At 35.2% G+C, this 18,110-nt stretch carries 16 protein-coding genes; 9 read left to right on the top strand and 7 right to left on the bottom strand.

Annotated elements, in window-relative coordinates; translation table 11 throughout:
• Positions 1–85: 85 nt before the first annotated feature.
• Positions 86–424 carry an outer membrane protein assembly factor BamE gene (locus ACJZL1_RS03700; protein ID WP_265034967.1) on the bottom strand — a complete coding sequence of 113 codons (339 nt, stop codon included), beginning with the start codon at positions 422–424 and terminating at the stop codon, positions 86–88.
• 130 nt (positions 425–554) lie between these two features.
• Between ACJZL1_RS03700 and ACJZL1_RS03695 the strand changes: the two genes are divergently transcribed.
• From ACJZL1_RS03695 to tsaB, 3 genes are all read left to right on the top strand, one after another.
• Positions 555–1,544: a ribonucleotide-diphosphate reductase subunit beta gene (locus ACJZL1_RS03695; protein ID WP_265025895.1), complete on the top strand. Its 990-nt coding sequence runs from the start codon at positions 555–557 to the stop codon at positions 1,542–1,544.
• Positions 1,545–1,758: 214 nt separating this feature from the next.
• Complete coding sequence (locus tag ACJZL1_RS03690) at positions 1,759–2,889, top strand: cation:dicarboxylate symporter family transporter (protein WP_419247003.1); 1,131 nt, start codon at positions 1,759–1,761, stop codon at positions 2,887–2,889.
• Positions 2,889–3,491: a tRNA (adenosine(37)-N6)-threonylcarbamoyltransferase complex dimerization subunit type 1 TsaB gene (gene tsaB / locus ACJZL1_RS03685; RefSeq protein WP_265025893.1), complete on the top strand. Its 603-nt coding sequence runs from the start codon at positions 2,889–2,891 to the stop codon at positions 3,489–3,491. Before ACJZL1_RS03690 ends, tsaB begins: the two co-directional genes overlap by 1 nt.
• A gap of 1 nt (position 3,492) precedes the next feature.
• On the opposite strand, the gene ACJZL1_RS03680 is transcribed toward tsaB, so the two are convergent.
• The gene (locus tag ACJZL1_RS03680; protein ID WP_265025892.1) at positions 3,493–4,095 is read right to left on the bottom strand and encodes an AAA family ATPase; all 603 of its coding nucleotides are present in this window, start codon (positions 4,093–4,095) and stop codon (positions 3,493–3,495) included.
• Positions 4,096–4,377: 282 nt separating this feature from the next.
• Here ACJZL1_RS03680 and ACJZL1_RS03675 point away from each other — a divergent pair, with 282 nt between their 5' ends.
• Positions 4,378–5,088 carry a class II aldolase/adducin family protein gene (locus tag ACJZL1_RS03675; protein WP_419247002.1) on the top strand — a complete coding sequence of 237 codons (711 nt, stop codon included), beginning with the start codon at positions 4,378–4,380 and terminating at the stop codon, positions 5,086–5,088.
• 197 nt (positions 5,089–5,285) lie between these two features.
• Positions 5,286–6,185, top strand: a complete 900-nt coding sequence (locus ACJZL1_RS03670; protein WP_419247001.1) for an ankyrin repeat domain-containing protein — start codon at positions 5,286–5,288, stop codon at positions 6,183–6,185.
• Between the two features lie 3 nt (positions 6,186–6,188).
• Here ACJZL1_RS03670 and secA read toward each other — a convergent pair whose 3' ends face one another.
• Positions 6,189–8,849 carry a preprotein translocase subunit SecA gene (gene secA / locus ACJZL1_RS03665; RefSeq protein ID WP_419247000.1) on the bottom strand — a complete coding sequence of 887 codons (2,661 nt, stop codon included), beginning with the start codon at positions 8,847–8,849 and terminating at the stop codon, positions 6,189–6,191.
• A 238-nt stretch (positions 8,850–9,087) separates the two neighbouring features.
• Between secA and ACJZL1_RS03660 the strand changes: the two genes are divergently transcribed.
• Positions 9,088–12,507 (top strand): tetratricopeptide repeat protein, encoded by a 3,420-nt coding sequence (locus tag ACJZL1_RS03660; protein WP_419246999.1) that lies wholly within the window; start codon positions 9,088–9,090, stop codon positions 12,505–12,507.
• Positions 12,508–12,545: 38 nt separating this feature from the next.
• Here ACJZL1_RS03660 and odhB read toward each other — a convergent pair whose 3' ends face one another.
• Positions 12,546–13,727 carry a 2-oxoglutarate dehydrogenase complex dihydrolipoyllysine-residue succinyltransferase gene (odhB, locus tag ACJZL1_RS03655; RefSeq protein WP_265025885.1) on the bottom strand — a complete coding sequence of 394 codons (1,182 nt, stop codon included), beginning with the start codon at positions 13,725–13,727 and terminating at the stop codon, positions 12,546–12,548.
• A gap of 262 nt (positions 13,728–13,989) precedes the next feature.
• On the opposite strand from odhB, the gene ACJZL1_RS03650 reads away from it, so the two are divergent.
• Positions 13,990–14,697 (top strand): pyridoxine 5'-phosphate synthase, encoded by a 708-nt coding sequence (locus ACJZL1_RS03650; RefSeq protein ID WP_265025884.1) that lies wholly within the window; start codon positions 13,990–13,992, stop codon positions 14,695–14,697.
• On the opposite strand, the gene ACJZL1_RS03645 is transcribed toward ACJZL1_RS03650, so the two are convergent.
• The 3 genes from ACJZL1_RS03645 to rplM form a co-directional block, all read right to left on the bottom strand.
• Entirely contained in the window at positions 14,690–15,001 is a 312-nt protein-coding gene (locus ACJZL1_RS03645) for an HU family DNA-binding protein (protein ID WP_265025883.1), read from the bottom strand. The genes ACJZL1_RS03650 and ACJZL1_RS03645 overlap by 8 nt on opposite strands.
• A gap of 146 nt (positions 15,002–15,147) precedes the next feature.
• Positions 15,148–15,603, bottom strand: coding sequence for a 30S ribosomal protein S9 (rpsI, locus tag ACJZL1_RS03640; protein ID WP_265025882.1), 456 nt, complete (start codon positions 15,601–15,603; stop codon positions 15,148–15,150).
• A gap of 10 nt (positions 15,604–15,613) precedes the next feature.
• A complete protein-coding gene (rplM, locus tag ACJZL1_RS03635; RefSeq protein ID WP_265025881.1) occupies positions 15,614–16,072 on the bottom strand; it encodes a 50S ribosomal protein L13 in 459 nt (152 codons plus the stop codon).
• A gap of 132 nt (positions 16,073–16,204) precedes the next feature.
• Between rplM and ACJZL1_RS03630 the strand changes: the two genes are divergently transcribed.
• Positions 16,205–17,440 carry a TolC family protein gene (locus ACJZL1_RS03630; RefSeq protein WP_419246998.1) on the top strand — a complete coding sequence of 412 codons (1,236 nt, stop codon included), beginning with the start codon at positions 16,205–16,207 and terminating at the stop codon, positions 17,438–17,440.
• A 19-nt stretch (positions 17,441–17,459) separates the two neighbouring features.
• Complete coding sequence (locus tag ACJZL1_RS03625) at positions 17,460–18,035, top strand: PopZ family protein (RefSeq protein ID WP_265034983.1); 576 nt, start codon at positions 17,460–17,462, stop codon at positions 18,033–18,035.
• The last annotated feature ends 75 nt before the right edge of the window (positions 18,036–18,110 follow it).

Below are 18,110 nucleotides of genomic sequence, written 5' to 3'. Positions count from 1 at the left end.
ACACCCTTCTGGTAGGCCCAAATCGCAATGTTCGTACAGTTATGGAATGAACCGCGGTATGACGTAGGAAGATCTGAGCAGATTTTCAATCAGGAACAGCCAAAGATCTCTCTAAGATGTCAGTTTCTTTTGTATCTGCAACTTTACCGTTCTGATCGAATGAAATTTGCAGAGACTTACTGCTATACTTCCTTTTTCCTAAGAAGTTAGCTTGTTTAATTTTATATGAGACATAGTACCAAACGTTACCATCGAACTTTGATACTAATGTTGGTGATCCTAAAGTGTGAACCACTTTTTCTTTATCGTCACCTACTTTTATCTTGCTCCACAATTCAACACTAATGCCAGGAGCTCCGTGATTGTGAATAGTGTGAGTGCAGCTCACTGTAAATAATAAAATAAAAGATATTAATACTCGCATTTCTGTTGATAAATTACTTGAAGCTATAATACACTAATAAACTACCTGACGTCAAATTTCAAAAAGTTAAATTGACTAGTTCTCAATATCACTTAATATAATATTTACTTTAGAAAATAATAGGTGTCTTATGTCATTGTTAGAAGCAGATCCAATATACAAACCTTTTAATTACCCTTGGGCGTATGATGCGTGGCTGCAGCAACAAAGAATCCATTGGATACCTGAAGAAGTTCCGCTTGCTGATGACGTGAAAGATTGGAAAACTAAACTTTCAAACGTAGAGAAAAATCTACTAACTCAGATTTTTAGATTCTTTACTCAAGCGGACATTGAAGTAAATAACTGCTACATGAGGCATTATTCAAATATATTTAAGCCAACAGAAATATGCATGATGCTTGCAAGCTTTTCCAATATGGAAACTATACATATTGCAGCTTATTCTTATCTTTTAGACACAATTGGCATGCAAGAAAGCGAGTATCAAGCATTTTTAAAGTATGATGCTATGAGAAAGAAGTATGAGTACATGCTAGAATTTGAGGAAAGCAAAAAACACGATAAAAAACATGTAGCTAAAACTCTAGCAGTGTTTGGTGCATTTACCGAGGGGTTGCAGTTATTCGCATCGTTTGCAATTTTGCTCAATTTCCAACGCTTTGGAAAAATGAAAGGCATGGGGCAGATAATCGCCTGGTCAGCCCGTGATGAAACTTTGCACACCAATTCAATTATTATGTTATTTAATACATTTATTAAAGAGAATAATGAAATTTGGGACGAAGAATTTAAAGAGGAATTATACTCTGCATGCCGCACTATCGTTGAACTTGAAGATGAATTTATAAAGCTTGCTTTTGATTTCGGAGATGTTGAAGGACTATCCGCAGAAGAAGTGCGCAATTACATACGCTACGTAGCAAACAGACGGTTAATGCAATTAGGTCTTGAATCCATATATGATGTCAATGATAATCCTATTCCATGGCTCGATGAAATACTAAATGGCGTGGAACATACGAATTTCTTTGAAAATAGAGTAACAGAGTATAGCCGTGCAGCAACTCAAGGCACATGGGAGGAGGCTTTTACTGAAAACGACACGAATAATAAGTGAGTGCTAATTTCACTCTTCTTTGTCATTCCAGTGTCAAGCACTGGAATGACAAGAAGAGGGCACTGGGATCTGATAGACAATATTCGTACAGTACGCGCGGGAGCAACAAAAGCAGCTGGTTTTTCATAGTGTTCCACAGCAGTTTAGACAGTTGTGCTTTACTTAACAACTAACTTACCATATATATGTCCATAGGACATTGGTATATAAGAACGTGCTACAACTATTAATCTTACTCACGGTCATCACTTCAGTTGCATTCTTTGGTCATTTAGTTCCAATGGAAGTAAAAACCTTTTTGTACTCAACGAGCCTGAGTATAAAAGAGGTTTTGCTATTTATAATGCCTTTTATTGTTTTTGCGTTAATCTTTAGCAGTGTTAACAATCTTAAGCAGTCAGCTATAAAGTTTATATTGTTACTTATTATAATGATCTTCTTATCGAATCTGGCTTCAAGTTTAATAGCTTATTCTGTTGGGCATTTTATCATACAAAACACTTATTCAATACAAGATATAACGTATGAAGAAACAATTGTTCCTTTATGGTCATTTAGGCTGCCGCTACTCCTTTCTAATTTTTATGCCCTTGCTTGTGGATTTGTGTCCAGCATAGTAGTGTCTATACTGCTACCTAAGAAAAGCAAAGAGCTTTCGAACAAAATGTTAGATTTAACTCTCTTTATTTTGAAGACGTTTTTGACGCCGATTATTCCAATATTCGTACTTGGGCTTGCTTTAAAAATGCAGCATGATCAAGTTTTATCTATAATATTTAAGGATTACTCAATAATTTTCATTATTATAGCATCTGCAACCTACCTTTATGTTTTTCTCTTATATGGAGCAGCAAATTCATTCAAGATCACAAGCTGGATAGCTAGTATAGGCAATATGATACCGGCATTTATTACTGCAATGAGCACAATGTCTAGTAATGCAACTATGCCGCTTACTCTTGAAGGAAGCAAAAAAAATGTAAAGCAACCTGACATAGCATCGTCTGTTGTACCAATAACTGCTAGCTTTCATTTAGTAGGTGATTGCTTTTTTATCATAATATTATCGATGATAATTGCCTCCGGTTATTCATTGTGCACAACAGACTATGTGACTTTCCTTCTCTATTTTTTGTTATTTAAGTTTGCTATTGTTGCAGTGCCGGCAGGAGGAATTATGGTAATGCTACCTATTCTTGAGAAATATCTTAAATTCTCTCCAGAAATGCTTTCGTTAATCACAGCATTGTATATAGTGTTTGATCCAATAATCACTTCAGCAAATGTTATGGGTAATGGTGCCTTTGCTATAATATTTTCAAAACTCCATGATAAGCTTAAGTAATGTCTATTTTGGCGATTGATACTGTAGGTATTGGTAGTTCAATAGCAATAGTTGATTATGATGGTAACTGTTTTGTAGAGCGCAATTCCGCCAGCAATAGTCATGCAGAATCATTTTTTCAAATACTGAATACTTTGTTTGATAAGCACAACTATAATTATGATAAAATAGATCATTTGGCGGTAGTAGTTGGACCAGGAAGTTTCACTGGAATTAGAGTTGGTATATCAGCTGCACAAGGTATAAATCTTGCTACAGATAAGCCATTATACGGAGTTAATGCGCTGGAAGTTCAAGCTTACACAATATCTTTGCTTTGTACGAATAGCAAAAAAAATATCAGAGCTATAATCAAAAATGCTCAAGGGTTTTATACGCAGTTATTTGATTTCAATTTATTGCCGCTATCTGGTCCAACTGCAGCACGTGACCCTGGATCCCAGTGTCACGCTACAAGCAGTGACTGCATTACATATATGGACTACAATTTAAATGCTAGCCATGCAGGACTATTAGTTCATTATAGACTGAAGAACAAGCAAAAATTAAAAGAAGTTGAAGCTCTATATTTAAATGAGCCTCAGTATATGAAATTGCTATAGACTATTCTTTTGCGTAAAGCCTGTGCATCTGGTTTACTATCTCTTGAGCTACTTCTTTTATACTCATATCTGAATTTTCTATCTCTATGGCACTCGGTGGTATAAATAAATTGTTAATTCTACATTGCTCTATCATGCTATTTACATTAATCGCCTTCCTATTTTTTCTTTGCCTTTTTAATGCAATACGCTTTTGTAATGTCGGCAGATCACACCTAAGTACCACAGGAAGGATTTCTGTGTTCATTTTTTTACTAAGCCTTACTATTGAATCATACATCCTCATGTTCTGGTCATTATTTTCCATCAACTCATCAATAAATATGTAATTTTTTGAGTGAATTGGATAATTTTCTATTACCTGAAGCATAATTTGCATAATGCCATATATTCTATCTTGAACTTCTTTAGGTATTTGATCACGTTCAAAGACACCATTGTATATAGAGCAAACTTGAATATTGTTATAGAACTTACTATTTACAATTAATGCGTTTATCATATAGGATAATTCTATTGCTGTGGAAAGTTTACCACTTCCTGAAAGACCAGAGAGATATATGAAAAATCCTGCTGGCTGCTTTTTTGTGTTAATATTTACCATATTATTTTCAATCTTAAAACCTACATTTATAATAACATAAAAATGAAGCTTTAAAACATATGAAATATTATATAGAAAATTATTTTTATAGTTAAGATATTATGTAATTTAGAAACATAAATTCTGTATATAAACTCTATAATAATGATAACTATTTTTAAGCAAGCTACAACACAAAAGTGTTTGGTATTCAGAAAGCAAGACAGAGTGGCATAAACTTATTAGTTTACTACAAGCCTCTTTTCGCGTATAAACCTTCAGAAGATATTCTAACGGAGGATTGTGTTGTTAACAAAGAGCAGAGTAAAAAGGGATCTAGTCTATGCCTATCAGATTTTGTCCTACCTTAAGTTCGATGATCATACATATACTCACCTTTCAGTGCGTTCTGAAGATCAAAAGTCGTTTTATATTTATCCGTTTGGTATGCGTTTTGATGAAGTAGATGAACGTTCGTTAATGAAAGTATCACTTGATGGGGATGTAATTGAAGGCAAAGAATATCAATATAATAGAACTGGCTATATAATTCATGGTTTTGTTTATCAAGCAAGGAAAGATATTCAAGCAATTTTTCACTTGCATACACCTTCTATTGTAGCGGTTTCTTCTCTCAAAGATGGGCTGCTTCCTATAAGTCAATGGGCACTGCACTTTTATAATAAAATATCTTACCATGATTATCACTCCCTGGCACTTGATGATGCAGAAGGAAAGAGACTAATAGCTGACCTGAAAGAAAATTTTGTCATGTTAATGCGTAATCATGGATCTATAACGTGTGGTCGGACTATACAAGAAGCAATGTTTTACACGTATCATTTAGAACGAGCGTGCAAAACTCAATGTTTAACGTTAGCAATGAATAAGGAGTTATCAATTCCAAGTGAAGAAATTTGCTCAAAAGCTGTAAAGGATCTCCTATCTTTTGAAAGCAATCTTGGTGAGAGGGATTGGCACGCATGGGTTAGACTAATTAAAAGTAAGTTGTAAGAGGCTTTCGCACTACTATCTGTCATCCAAGTAGATACCGCCGCGCCGCTAACAAGTAGCGGAATGACGAATTTGTTGTTTTTCAAATTGTAGGTAAACCTAAAGCTATAGAAAAAAAGAAGAACCAGTTTCTTAGTTCTTCATTGACATAATCCACTTCATATGCCATAATAAAATTTTATATCTTGGAGAAGGAAATGACATTAAGGTTAATACTACAAGAAGTCAACAGTAGTCCAGATCTGAGTAAGGAAAATTTAATTGATAGAATTAAAGATAAGCTGCAGCAGGAAAATCAACTTATATATGATGAGTGGAAAAAAAGCGAATTTGATATAAATTACACGTTTATAATACTCAAGTGCAATTTATTACTTATAGCAGCTGAAAATGGCTATGAAAAAGTAGTAAGATACTTAACAAAAAACGGAGCTAATGTTAATGTACAAGATGAATGGGAAAAAACCTCCTTACATTATTCTGCTCAGCATGGGCATACACAAGTAGTAGAAGTTTTGCTAGAAGAAGGAGCAGGCGTTAATGCACAAGATGAAGATAAAGGGACTCCTTTGCATTATGCTGCCAAACACGGGCATACAAAGACAGTGAAACTTCTACTAAAAAATGGAGCTAATATCAATCTACAAGATGAAGGTGGAAGAACTCCTTTGCATCATGCTGCTGAGCACGGGCATATAAAGACAGTGAAACTTCTACTAAAAAATGGAGCTAATATCAATCTACAAAATAAAAATAGATATACCCCTTTGAGTTGTGCTTGGCATAGTAAATATCCAGAAATGGCAAAACTTCTACTAAATTATGGTGCAGACCCATCATTTATTCATAGACCTAAAGCTACAAAAGCAGGAATTACTGTGGGTATATTAGCTGCCATTGTTGCTCCATTAGCACTCATTTATGCTACTGCATTACCTGCACTAGCAATAATTGGAATTACTGTAGCATCTGTATTGATAGTTGGTGGTATTACTTATGGTGTTGCATATATGCAATCAGAGTATTCATTAAACAGTAAGCTAAGTGAGGTTAGCTGCAGTAATGTTGATGGAAATAAACAAACTGTACAACCATAGTTACTAATTTACCACAGTAACCGCGCCATGGCAGTGTTTGTACTTCTTCCCAGAATTACAAGGGCATTTGTCGTTTCTTGAGACTTTGGGAAGTCTGCTATTTCTAGCAGAATGTAACCTATTGCCTATTTCCTGGTTGTCTGCCAACTTAAAGTGTGCTAAGCGGTGAATGGTGAGTTCTTTCCACTTTTCAAGCATTGACTCAAACATCAAGAAAGCTTCGCGTTTAAATTCATTCAGTGGATCTTTCTGCCCCATGGCACGTAAGCTTATGCTCTGTCTTAAGCTTTCTAAAGTTGAAAGGTGTTCCCTCCATAAATGATCAAGTGTCATTATCATCATTTGCTTCACGATCGTATTCCACAAATCTGTAGTGTGCTGACTGTTGAAATATTTTTCTTTCTCAGTAAAAAATTCTTGTATCTTATCATTTATATAATTCAAAGCTTCTTGTTTGTTTAAAAACTTTGCTAAATCTTCTTTATCAAGTGTTATTCCATACCTTGTATGAAATTCTTTGGCTATATCTTCAATATAATCCTCATAATAGCCACTTTGGATTATACCTTCTACTACGCTCTCATTTACTTCGCTATACACTTCAAACAAATCATTGATTTCATTGCCTAAGATATTGTTTCTCTGCTTAAAAATAACTTTACGTTGGTTATTGATTACGTCATCAAACTTAAGCAAAGACTTCCGCACATCATAATTTCTAGCTTCAACTTTCTTTTGCGCTTTCTCGAGTGCCTTATTGATCCATGGATGATGAATAGCTTCGTTATTCTTTAACCCTACTTTTTGTAAAAAGCTTCTCATTCTATCAGAACCAAATATTCTCATTAGGTCATCTTCGAGCGATAAAAAGAACTTAGAAAGCCCAGGATCACCCTGACGGCCAGAACGGCCGCGTAATTGATCATCTATTCTCCTGCTTTCATGTCTTTCGGTTCCAACCACACATAAACCACCAGCTTTTATAGCAATTTCCTTATCTTTTTTTACTCTTTCGACTATTTCTTGGTATTTTTTTTCTCTTTCATCAGCATTTTTTATCTTCTTTAGCTCTACCTTTGCGATCATTTCAGCGTTTCCACCGAGTTGAATATCAGTTCCACGTCCTGCCATGTTAGTTGCTATGGTGACACTGCCTGGTACTCCAGCTTGCGCTATTATGTACGCCTCTTGTTCATGATAACGAGCATTCAATACTGAATGCTTAAGAGAATGGCTTTGCAAAAGCGCAGAAAGCTTCTCAGAGTTTTCGATGCTTACCGTGCCAACAAGGACCGGTTGAAGGCGTTTGTGGCATTCTTCTATAAACTTCAACACAGCATTAAACTTTTCCTTTTCTGTACCGTAAATTTCATCATCAATATCAACTCTTTTTACAGGTACATTGGTTGGAATTTTTACTACATTTAGTCTGTATATATCATGAAACTCTTCTGCCTCTGTTGCTGCTGTTCCAGTCATTCCAGAAAGTTTATTGTACATACGAAAGTAATTCTGAAATGTGACCGATGCTAAAGTTTGGTTTTCATGCTGAATTTCAAGATTCTCCTTCGCTTCAAGTGCCTGATGAAGACCATCGGAATATCTCCTGCCCTCCATCATACGCCCAGTAAATTCATCAATAATCACTACCTTTCCATCTTTCACTATATAATCTTTATCAGCAGTGAACAGCTTATGTGCACGTAATGCTTGGTCTATATAATGAGTCATTATCATGCTGTCAGTATCATAGAGCGAGGAATTTTCAGGAATGAGATTGTATGACCTGAGTAGTTCCTCCACTCGTGAAATACCATCTTCAGTCAAGAATACCGTTCTACCTTTTTCATCTACTTCATAATCAGAGTCAACTAATTTGGTCACTATTTTATTGATGTGCTTATATATCTGATTGTTTTCCTCAACCGGGCCAGAAATAATGAGCGGAGTGCGAGCTTCATCAATGAGTATTGAGTCCACTTCATCAACTATTCCGTAGTGAAAGCCTCTCTGAACCATGTCTTCTTGAGAAAATTTCATATTGTCTCGCAGGTAATCAAAGGCAAGCTCGTTATTTGTGGAATACACGATATCTGCACTGTAAGCCTCTTTTCTCTCTTCATCTGTCAAATTATTCGTAATAAATGCAACAGAAACCCCGAGAGAATTATATAACTTGCTCATCCACTCTGTGTCTCGTTTTGCAAGATAATCATTAACAGTTACAACGTGTACGCCTTTCCCTTCTAAGGAATTTAGATATGCTGCTAAAGTTGCAACGAGTGTCTTTCCCTCTCCTGTTTTCATTTCTGATATCATACCATTGTGGAGCACCATTCCACCGATCAGCTGAACATCAAAGTGCCTCATGTTAAGAAACCTTCGGGAGACTTCACGCACAACTGCAAATGCAGGTACGAGAAGATCATTTAACGTTTTCCCATTTTTCAATTCTCGTTTGAATTCTTCAGTTTTACCAGCAAGCTCCTCATCAGATAAGCTCTGCATTTCTGTTTCTAATGCATTTATTTGCTGAACAATTTTCCTAAAGGATTTTATTATCCTCTTGTTTGTAGAACCAAATATCTTTCTTATAAAAAAGAGCGACAATGTCAAAATGGAGAATATAAGAATGGCTGTCAAAATTAGCGGAGAATCTAACATAAACTTAAGTAACGTCTATTTAATATGAGATTATATTACTAAATGCAGCCTGCGGCAATTACATATTAGATTCGGGGAATCCTTATTCATATACTAAGGTAATAAACAAAGGAACACTTCCAACCCTGTTCTTGCAGGCACTGTTATTGAAATATTAAAGAATCTGTTGCATTATCTTAGGCACTTGGTGACTTTTATCGAATGAAGTTGTTGGTGGTGTTTGATGGGGTGGTGAGCCGTGAATGTAGAAAACAAACAATCTGAAGTACTTAGTAATCGTACATTTAAGAAGAGAGATGGTGCATCAGAAGGCATTTATGGTTATGATTACGAAATAACATTATCAATGTTGTACCTACTTCATGGGTTAAGAGGTGAAAGTGACTTTTGGTTAGCATCAAATATAGAAGGTTTTGGAGCCTTTGATGATATTTTTTTTGAGTATAAAGATCAGAAGAACAAATCGAGAATTATCTTGGTTCAAGTTAAGCATTGCAATAAGCCTAGACTTTCAAAAAATATTACATTTGGAGATTTGTTTGTTGATGGAAACGATAGAAAGCGACAAAAAAAGAATTTCGGATTAAACAAATACTTTGTTGAATCTTATCTCAAGATTAAGCAAAACCCTGAGTATAAGAACAGTGATATTACACTTGTCATTCATGCTAATGTTAATGTGAACTTAAAAAAAGGTACAGAAAAGCAAGGCAAAGTAGAAACATTAGAGAAGTATCTGGAAGAGTCAAGGTTAACAGATGATAACATTTTAAGTATTTATGAAGGTCACAGAGGAACGTGCTACAAAATAAAAAATCATACTGAACTGAAAAAATACTTCAGTTGTGGTAGTGACGATGAAATAGAAGATTTTTTACTTAGATTAAGGTTTGTAGTTAATCAACCTAGTCAACCAAAACTAGAGAGTATTATTAAGAGAGAAATAGAAGTAGAAATAGAAAAAAAATACAAAACATCAGAAAAAAAAGGCGCTAATATGGTTTTTGGTTCTGTATATCAAGATGTAAAGAAACGCTTGGCAAAAGGTAGCAAAGTTCCTTACCTAACAAGAAAAGACGATTATTTTAAGAAAGCTATAGAACATCTTTATAGTCTCAAACTTAAGGAAGATCTACCTGAATTTTGGCAAGTCCCTCTTCGAAATTATAACTTTGTCGGCAGAGAAGCGCTGCTAGATAAAATAGAAGAATGCCTGAAAGCTAATGATACAGCAACACTAGTTGCTTGTCATGGACTAGGTGGAATAGGTGGAATAGGTAAAACACAATTAGCATTAGAATTTATTTGGAGTAAGCTCCAAAAATATAGATGGATAATTTGGCTTGATACACGAGATAGAAATACTTTAATTAACGAGTACATCAAGTTAGGACGTGGACTAAACGTTATTCATGGTTACAGAGAAAACGTTCGTGAAGAAGATCACGCCAAGCATGTTAAGTATTGGCTAGAACACCCTAAACGTGCTGGGTGGCTACTGATATGCGATAACGCTCCTAACTACAAAGATATAGCAGATTTACTTCCTATAAAAGGAGGAAAGATATTATTAACTTCTCGTTATACATTTGGCTGGCCACAACCACAGAACACTATTTCTGTTGATATTTTTGAATCTGGAGAATCAAGGAGCTACATTCGTAAGATACTAGAAGTGGAAGGAACAAAGCTAGATATAACTCAAGTGGATGCATTAGCAAAGACATTAGGTCATTTACCTTTAGCTTTAGCCCAAGCAAGCACTTATATAAAGAAAACAGTTATAAGTATTTCAGACTATTTGAAATTATATAATGATAGAAAACGAACTTTATTATCTGATAAAACATTGCTCGAAACATTTCCACCTGGTGCTAATAGAGAGACTGCAGCAATAGTGTATGTTACATGGGACATTACAGTAGAAGCAATCAAAAGAGAATCTTCATTGGCGGCTAACTGGCTTACTGCTTGTGCTTACTTAGGCGGTAGCTCTATTCCTAAATTTCTACTAGAAGTCTTTGCTGATAATCAAGAGAATAATCCTTCCTTAGAAACTTTCCATGAAGCGTTTGGAATATTAATAAGTTATTCTATGTTAACTGTCAAAAAAGATCATAGCATGTTAGTGCACAACTTGGTTCAGGAGGTGACAAGGCTAAAGTCAGAGAAAAGTGGAAAAACTAAAGAAGACATAAAAATTGTTTTTCAACTACTACAAAAGGGTTTTCCTTACGACAGTAATAAATTAGAAGATTATGCTAAAAAACGACAATTATTACCACATTTAGAAGCATTTTTATCACACATGGATAATTTACTAGAAAAAAATTCTTCAGAAAAGCAAACAATAGAAAAGGATTATCTTTTAGATTTGTTAATGTGGATGAATGATGGATACTCTGATTTAGGTAACCCTAAAAGACAAAAGGAGTTGATCAAACGGATTTTACCTATTCTTCAGAAGCATTTTAGCCCTGATTATGAAATTGCTACACTGCTGGTAAGTCTTGGTATTGCTTATAATGCTTTAGACAATCCTCGGAACGCAAAAGAGTTGTTTGAATGGGCTTTACCTATTTTTGAGAAACATTATGGCTCTGATCATCCTAAAGTTGCTGTCATACTGACAAACCTTGGTAACGCTTATGAGGATTCGGGTAATCCTCAGAAAGCAAAAAAGTTGTTTGAATGGGCTTTACCTATTTTTGAGAAACATTATGGCTCTGATCATCCTAAAGTTGCTGTCATACTGACAAACCTTGGCCACGCTTATGAGAATTTAGATAATCCCCGGAGAGCAAAAAAGTTGTTTGAGCAAGCTTTAGCAATTCAAGAGAAACATTATGGACTTGATCATTTCGAAGTTGCTAAACTACGGGCAAACCTCGGTCTTGTTTGTTATGCTTTGGGTGATCTTCAGAAAGCAAAGGAGCTGTCTGAACGGGCTTTACCTATTTTTGAGAAACATTACGGTCCTGACCATCTTGAATTTGCTAAACTGTTGTCAAACTTAGGTGTCATTTATGGGGGTCTAGGTTATCATAAGAAAAGAAAGAGGTTACTTGAACGGGCTTTAGCAATCAAAAGGAAACATTACAGGTCTGACCATTTCGAAGTTGCTGTACTGCTGGTAAATCTTGGTATTGCTCATAATGCTTTAGATAATCCTCAAAAAGCAAAAGAGTTGTTCGAACGGGCTTTATCTATTTTTGAGAAACATTATGGTTATGACCATCCTGAAGTTGCTAAACTACTGGTAACCCTTGGCATTACTTATGGTGTTTTAAGTAACCATCAGAAAAATCAAGAGTTGCTTAAACGGGCTTTACCTGTTTTTAAGAAACATTATGGCCCTGATCATCCAGAAATTGCTATTATACTAATAAGCCTCGGCATCTCTCATGGGGACTTAGGTGACCACGAGAAACAAAAGGAGCTGTTTGAACAGGCCTTGCCTATTGTTGAGAAACATTATGGCCCTGATCACCCTGAAGTTGCTACACTACTGATAAACCTAAGCGACGCCTATGGTGCTCTAGGTAACCATAAGAAACAAAAGGAGTTGTTTGAACGGGCTTCATCTATCTTTACGAAACATTACGGCCCTGATCATCCAGAAGTTGCTAAACTACTGGCAGAACTAGATGATATTTAGGTTTTTAGCAATACTAGGCTAACAGCAACTCATTTGAGCTACACTTCCAAAACTAATCTGCTTGGATCTTCTATATAATTTTTTATTTTAACAAGGAAAGTCACTGCTCCTTTGCCATCTACTATTCTGTGGTCGTAAGAGAGAGCAATATACATCATAGGTCTAATTTCAATTGAGTTGCCCACAGCAACTGGCCTGTTTTGTATTGAATGCATTCCCAGTATTCCAGATTGCGGAGGGTTTATTATGGGAGTAGAAAGAAGCGAACCGTATACTCCGCCGTTTGAGATGGTAAATGTTGCACCTTCCATTTCTGATACTTGTAATTTACCCTCGCGAGCTTTTTTGCCAAGAGCAACTAAAGTCAACTCGATTTCTGCAAATGACATCTGATCGGCACTCCGAATAACTGGTACAACAAGGCCTTTGTCAGTGCCAACAGCAACACCTATGTCATAGTAATGTTTATATATGATTTCATCGCCTGAGATTTCAGCATTAATTTCAGGAATTTCTTTCAGTGCTTGCACCGCTGCCTTTATAAAAAACGACATAAAACCAAGTTTTATTCCATATTTTTTTTCAAAGGCGTCCTTATATTTTGCTCTTAGATCCATGACATTTTTCATGTCGATTTCATTGAACGTGGTCAGTATTGCGGCAGTATTTTGTGATGCTTTCAAACGAGCGGCAATTACTTGCCTTATTTTACTCATTTTTACTCGTTCCTCTCTTTGCTCTCCACTTGCTATACTTTTTGGCAATTCGTATTGTCTTGTTGAGGGTTGTGCAACGTTTACATCTTTGTTTATATGGCCTATCACATCTGCTTTGGTTATCCTGTCTCCCATGCCAGTTCCTTTGACACTTTCTGCATTAATTGCATTTTCTTCCATAATTTTACGAGCTGATGGAGCATCTTTTTTAGCAGAACTTTCGCTTTTATCTTCTTTTCTCGCTTCCTCTTTTACTTCTCCCACGGAAAGCTTCGCTAATAATTGATCAGGACTTATCACATCATCTTCCTTTACAAGAAATTCAGTTATTTGCCCCGAAGTTTCTGCAGTTAATTCGAGTGCTGTTTTGTCAGTTTCAATTTCAAAAATCAGATCATCTACTTTTACTGCCTCGCCAATATTTTTCTTTATTTTTACTATACCTTCCGTAACTGACTCACCACCAAGAGTTTTTGGCGCTCTGATTTCTATAATTTTGCTCATAAAACAACTTCCGTATAAAACTTTCTATAGATTTATACATGAAAAGAGACATGTAATAAACTAATAAATTCATTGAGGCTCTTATCATTTAGAAGTGACAAACGGATAACATACTCCCAAATGTCATTCCAGCGCGTGACGCTAGGCCATCTTGACAAATTTCGCCAGCCCCTTCTCTCGGCTATGGTATTGCTAATCAAACAATGACTATGCAAAAGACCTAATAACATGTATAATCCATAAATAATTTTTGAGGTAGATTGTGAAACTAGGTGTTAATATCGATCACGTTGCAACCCTCCGCAACGCACGCGGAACTTCCTACCCAGATCCATTGAAAGCAGCAGAAATAGCCATTGACGCTGGAGCAGACTTTATTACTGTACACTTACGAGAAGATAGAAGGCATATTAGAGATGAAGATGTATTTAACCTAAAAAAAAGCATTAGCACTGAGCTAAATCTTGAAATTGCAGCCACGGAAGAAATGCTTGAAATAGCAAAAAAGGTAAAACCCTATTCGATTAGTATAGTACCAGAAAAAAGAGAAGAATTAACAACCGAAGGTGGCCTGGATATCGTGAATATGCACAGTAAACTTTCTAATATAATAGAGAAAATGCATAGCTCTAGCATAAAAGTCTCACTGTTTATCGATCCAAATATTAATCAACTAAAATATCTTGAGAAGCTAGAGATAAAACCTGACATAATAGAAATTCACACAGGGGATTACTGTGATAATCCATCAGAGAAAAAGTTACAGTTAATTACTAATGCTGCAGAGTACGTCAATAAATTAGGAATAGAATGCCACGCAGGACATGGCATAACTTATAAACACGCTAAGAAGATGACAAGAATACCTCACATCTCAGCTTTTAACATAGGCCACTATTTAATTAGCGAAGCTGTATTTTATGGCTTACACAGCGTAGTAAAAACAATGAAAATGATAATGTCTAACTAACTGCTGCTTTTTCCTTCTCATTTAAAATACTTAAAAGAGTTTGGCTTGCTTTAAATTTTACCCTTGTCTTTTTAGGAACAGTCATGATCTCACCATTTTGGGGGTTGCGACATTGTTTCTCCTGACTTATAGCAGTAGAAAATGTTCCTATTCCATGCAAACGTATTTCACCTTTCCCATGCAGCTCATCCTTTATTATTTTAATAAACGCATCATGAATCTTGCTCAAATCAGATTTTGTTATATCTATATTCTGACCAGAACAATCTTCCTTTAATTGTTTTATTATATCTTCTTTACTCATAAATTACCTTAATATTGAAAAAATCACACAAATAGCATATTATGTTGACACCGATAGTCAACTAAATTCATCACAAAAATAGAGGATATCATACACTTTTGCAAATATTTGTATAATACTTACAAAAAAACACCACTATGAAATAACTATCTCTTAGAAAATTGACACTTTTTCCGAGCTTTATGTTGACCATATTTCTTACGTTCAACAACACGTGAATCTCTAGTTAAGAACTCACCATTACGTAATATAGAATGCAAATCTTGGCTTACGCTACTTAAAGCTCTGCTTATTCCATGAGCTAGAGCACCTGCTTGACCAGATAGCCCTCCACCTTTTACAGTTGCAAATACATCATATTTGTCTAACATAGAAGTTGCTATAAATGGCATTTTCACTATTTGGCACACCGACTCTCTTTTAAAATAAGAAATTAGATCGCCTTTTTTATTAACACTAAATTTTCCACTTCCTGGCTTTATCCATACTCTTGCTACAGATTCTTTTCTTCGGCCTGTAGCATATAAACGACCAAGCGAATCAACTGCTGATTTAATTGTCTCTTCTGACCAATCATTGTTATTTATTGTAGAACTCTTCATTTTTACTCCATTACTTTTTATTTTTACGATTCAAAGAGGCAAAATCTATCTTTTCAGGTTGCTGCCCTTGATGCTTATGCTCTGAACCAGAATAAACATACAAATTTTCAAAGCGTCTACGTGCCATAGGGCCATCATCAAGCATCCTTTTCACTGCCATTTCTATTACACGCTCAGGAAATTTGCCATTTAAAATGTTATCTGGAGTAGTTTCTTTCAAACCACCAGAATAACCTGTATGCTTATAGTAAATTTTATCTTTCAGTTTCTTCCCGGTAAAATGCACCTTTTCTGCGTTGATAATAATTACATTATCGCCACAATCCATATGAGGTGTATACTCAGGTTTATGCTTTCCACGTAATAGTGTCGCTACAAATGCTGCAAGCCTTCCTACTACTAATCCTTCTGCATCTATGACAAACCACTTTTTGTCGATTTGTTTCTCTTTTAAGAAAAAAGTCTTCATTGTAATTTAACTAAACAATAGTAAGCTATGATATACTTAATTTCTCAATAGTGTCAACAATATTAGTTATTGATTATTAAAGTAATTTATGTTAGTAATTGAGCTGCGCAACCAATATGCATAGGAAGTAGAATGTTTCGATTGATTATCACACTTGCGATCATTTTTAGTACTATAAGTTGCTATGCAACCGATGTGGGAGAAGTTATAAGCAAAGCCATCAAAAATAGCTCAAAAATAAAGTCTCAATTTTACCAATATAAAAGCGCAGAAAAACACTATAAATCCTCTGGGTTAGCTGGATTTTTACCTGACATTAGTTTGCAGTACAATTTTGATAGTAATTTTAATCTTTATAATCAACCTAATTTATCTGGAAAACGCCTGATATTAACCCAAAAGATAATAGATGGCGGCGGCACCTTTGCCACATTTAGTCGATCAAGTCATCTTCTCAAAGCAGAAAAAATACGATTTCAGCAATCAAAACAAGAGCTTGCACTTAATGCTGTGAAAGCATATGTTAGTGTTTTACAAAAGACAGAAATATTAAAGCTCAGAGAACATAAAGAACGCGTTTCTTTGGAACATTTGTCAGCTATGAAAAAACGCTTTTCTCTTGGAGAGGTAACCAATGCTGAAGTTTTGTTAGCAAAAGCAAAATTTTCGTCTTCTATATCCGAAAGAGTTGATGCTGAAGGTAAATTAAAGTTGGCAAATATTGCTTATTATCATTTGATTGGCGAAGATGCTGATGACCTTTCTGAAGCTAATGATAAACTACCTTCTGTTCCAGAGCTAAATGAATGTTTACAGTTAGCAAAAACCAATAATTTATCTCTAAAAGCAGCAGTTTATCAAAAAAGAGCAGCCGGAATGGAAGTGATTGCTGAAAGCTCCAAGTGGCTTCCTTCTTTAAATCTAAGCGCAAGCAAAAATTTTGGGGAGGATGGTACAAAATTAGACAAGCTATTAGAAAATGTTCATGTAGTTTTTACTCTTGATGTTCCAATCTTTAAAAGAGGAGTTAATGCTTTTGGTGTCAGTAAAGCTAAAATGGATGCAAAAAAATCTACCTATGATTATTATGAAACGGTAAAAAATATAGAACAAGCAGTTGTAAATGCTTGGAATAATGTGCTGACAGCAAAGGCCATTATCAAAGCAAGTCAAGAAGCGGAAAAAGCAGCAGCTCTAGCATTGGAAGGGGTTGAGCAAGAGGTAAACTTAAATTTAAAGAGTACATCTGACCTTTTGGACACTGAAGATGCATTATTTAAAGCACGTTCAGACTTAGTTGAAGCAAAAAGCAATTATGTAACGAGTGTTTATCATTTGCTTTTTATGATAAATAGTATAAATCTCTAAATTTAATGGTATTAGCACTATGTATGATGAACAAGGCAATCAATCTGTAAAAGATATCCTAGAAGATATAAAAAAAGCTATATCGGGTAAAAACGCAAGTAACGATAAAGCAGAAATAAAGGATGAAAGTGATGATGTGCTATACCTTGAGGAAGAGTATCCAGAAGACATGGAAGAAGATGGCAAAAAAGAAAATAGTGAAAAAGAGGACATTGATAATGATGACCAAAGTGAGGAAATGGCTTGCAACAATAACCAATTTAATGGCCATAGCTACAATTCAGAAGAAAAAAAAGATATTTATTTATACGATGATATCCAAATGAGTAATAACAAAGCGAGTAATAGCGGCTTACAAGCGCAAAATAACGATCATCTAATTTTAAAAGAGAATATGGAAGAGATCAAAGCGTTGCTTGGAAAAATGCAAAACGAATTGCAGCATAAACAACAAAAAAGAGCCAACCTTACTGTTGAAGAATTAGTTACATCTCTTTTAAAACCTCAGCTCTCAGAATGGCTAAATAAATATCTACATGCACTGGTAAAAGAAGTAGTTGAAAAAGAGCTCAAAGATATAATCAATAATAAGTAGGGTATTAGCAATAAAAATTAGAGTAAAGACGGCAAGGGGTAGAAAATTATCTTCAACAAGGTGGCTACATCGTCA

This window comes from Wolbachia endosymbiont of Rhagoletis indifferens, from assembly GCF_048537595.1.
Lineage (GTDB): Bacteria > Pseudomonadota > Alphaproteobacteria > Rickettsiales > Anaplasmataceae > Wolbachia.
The sequence above is the reverse complement of the archived record's forward strand: the minus strand, read 5'-3'. Positions and strand labels throughout refer to the sequence as shown.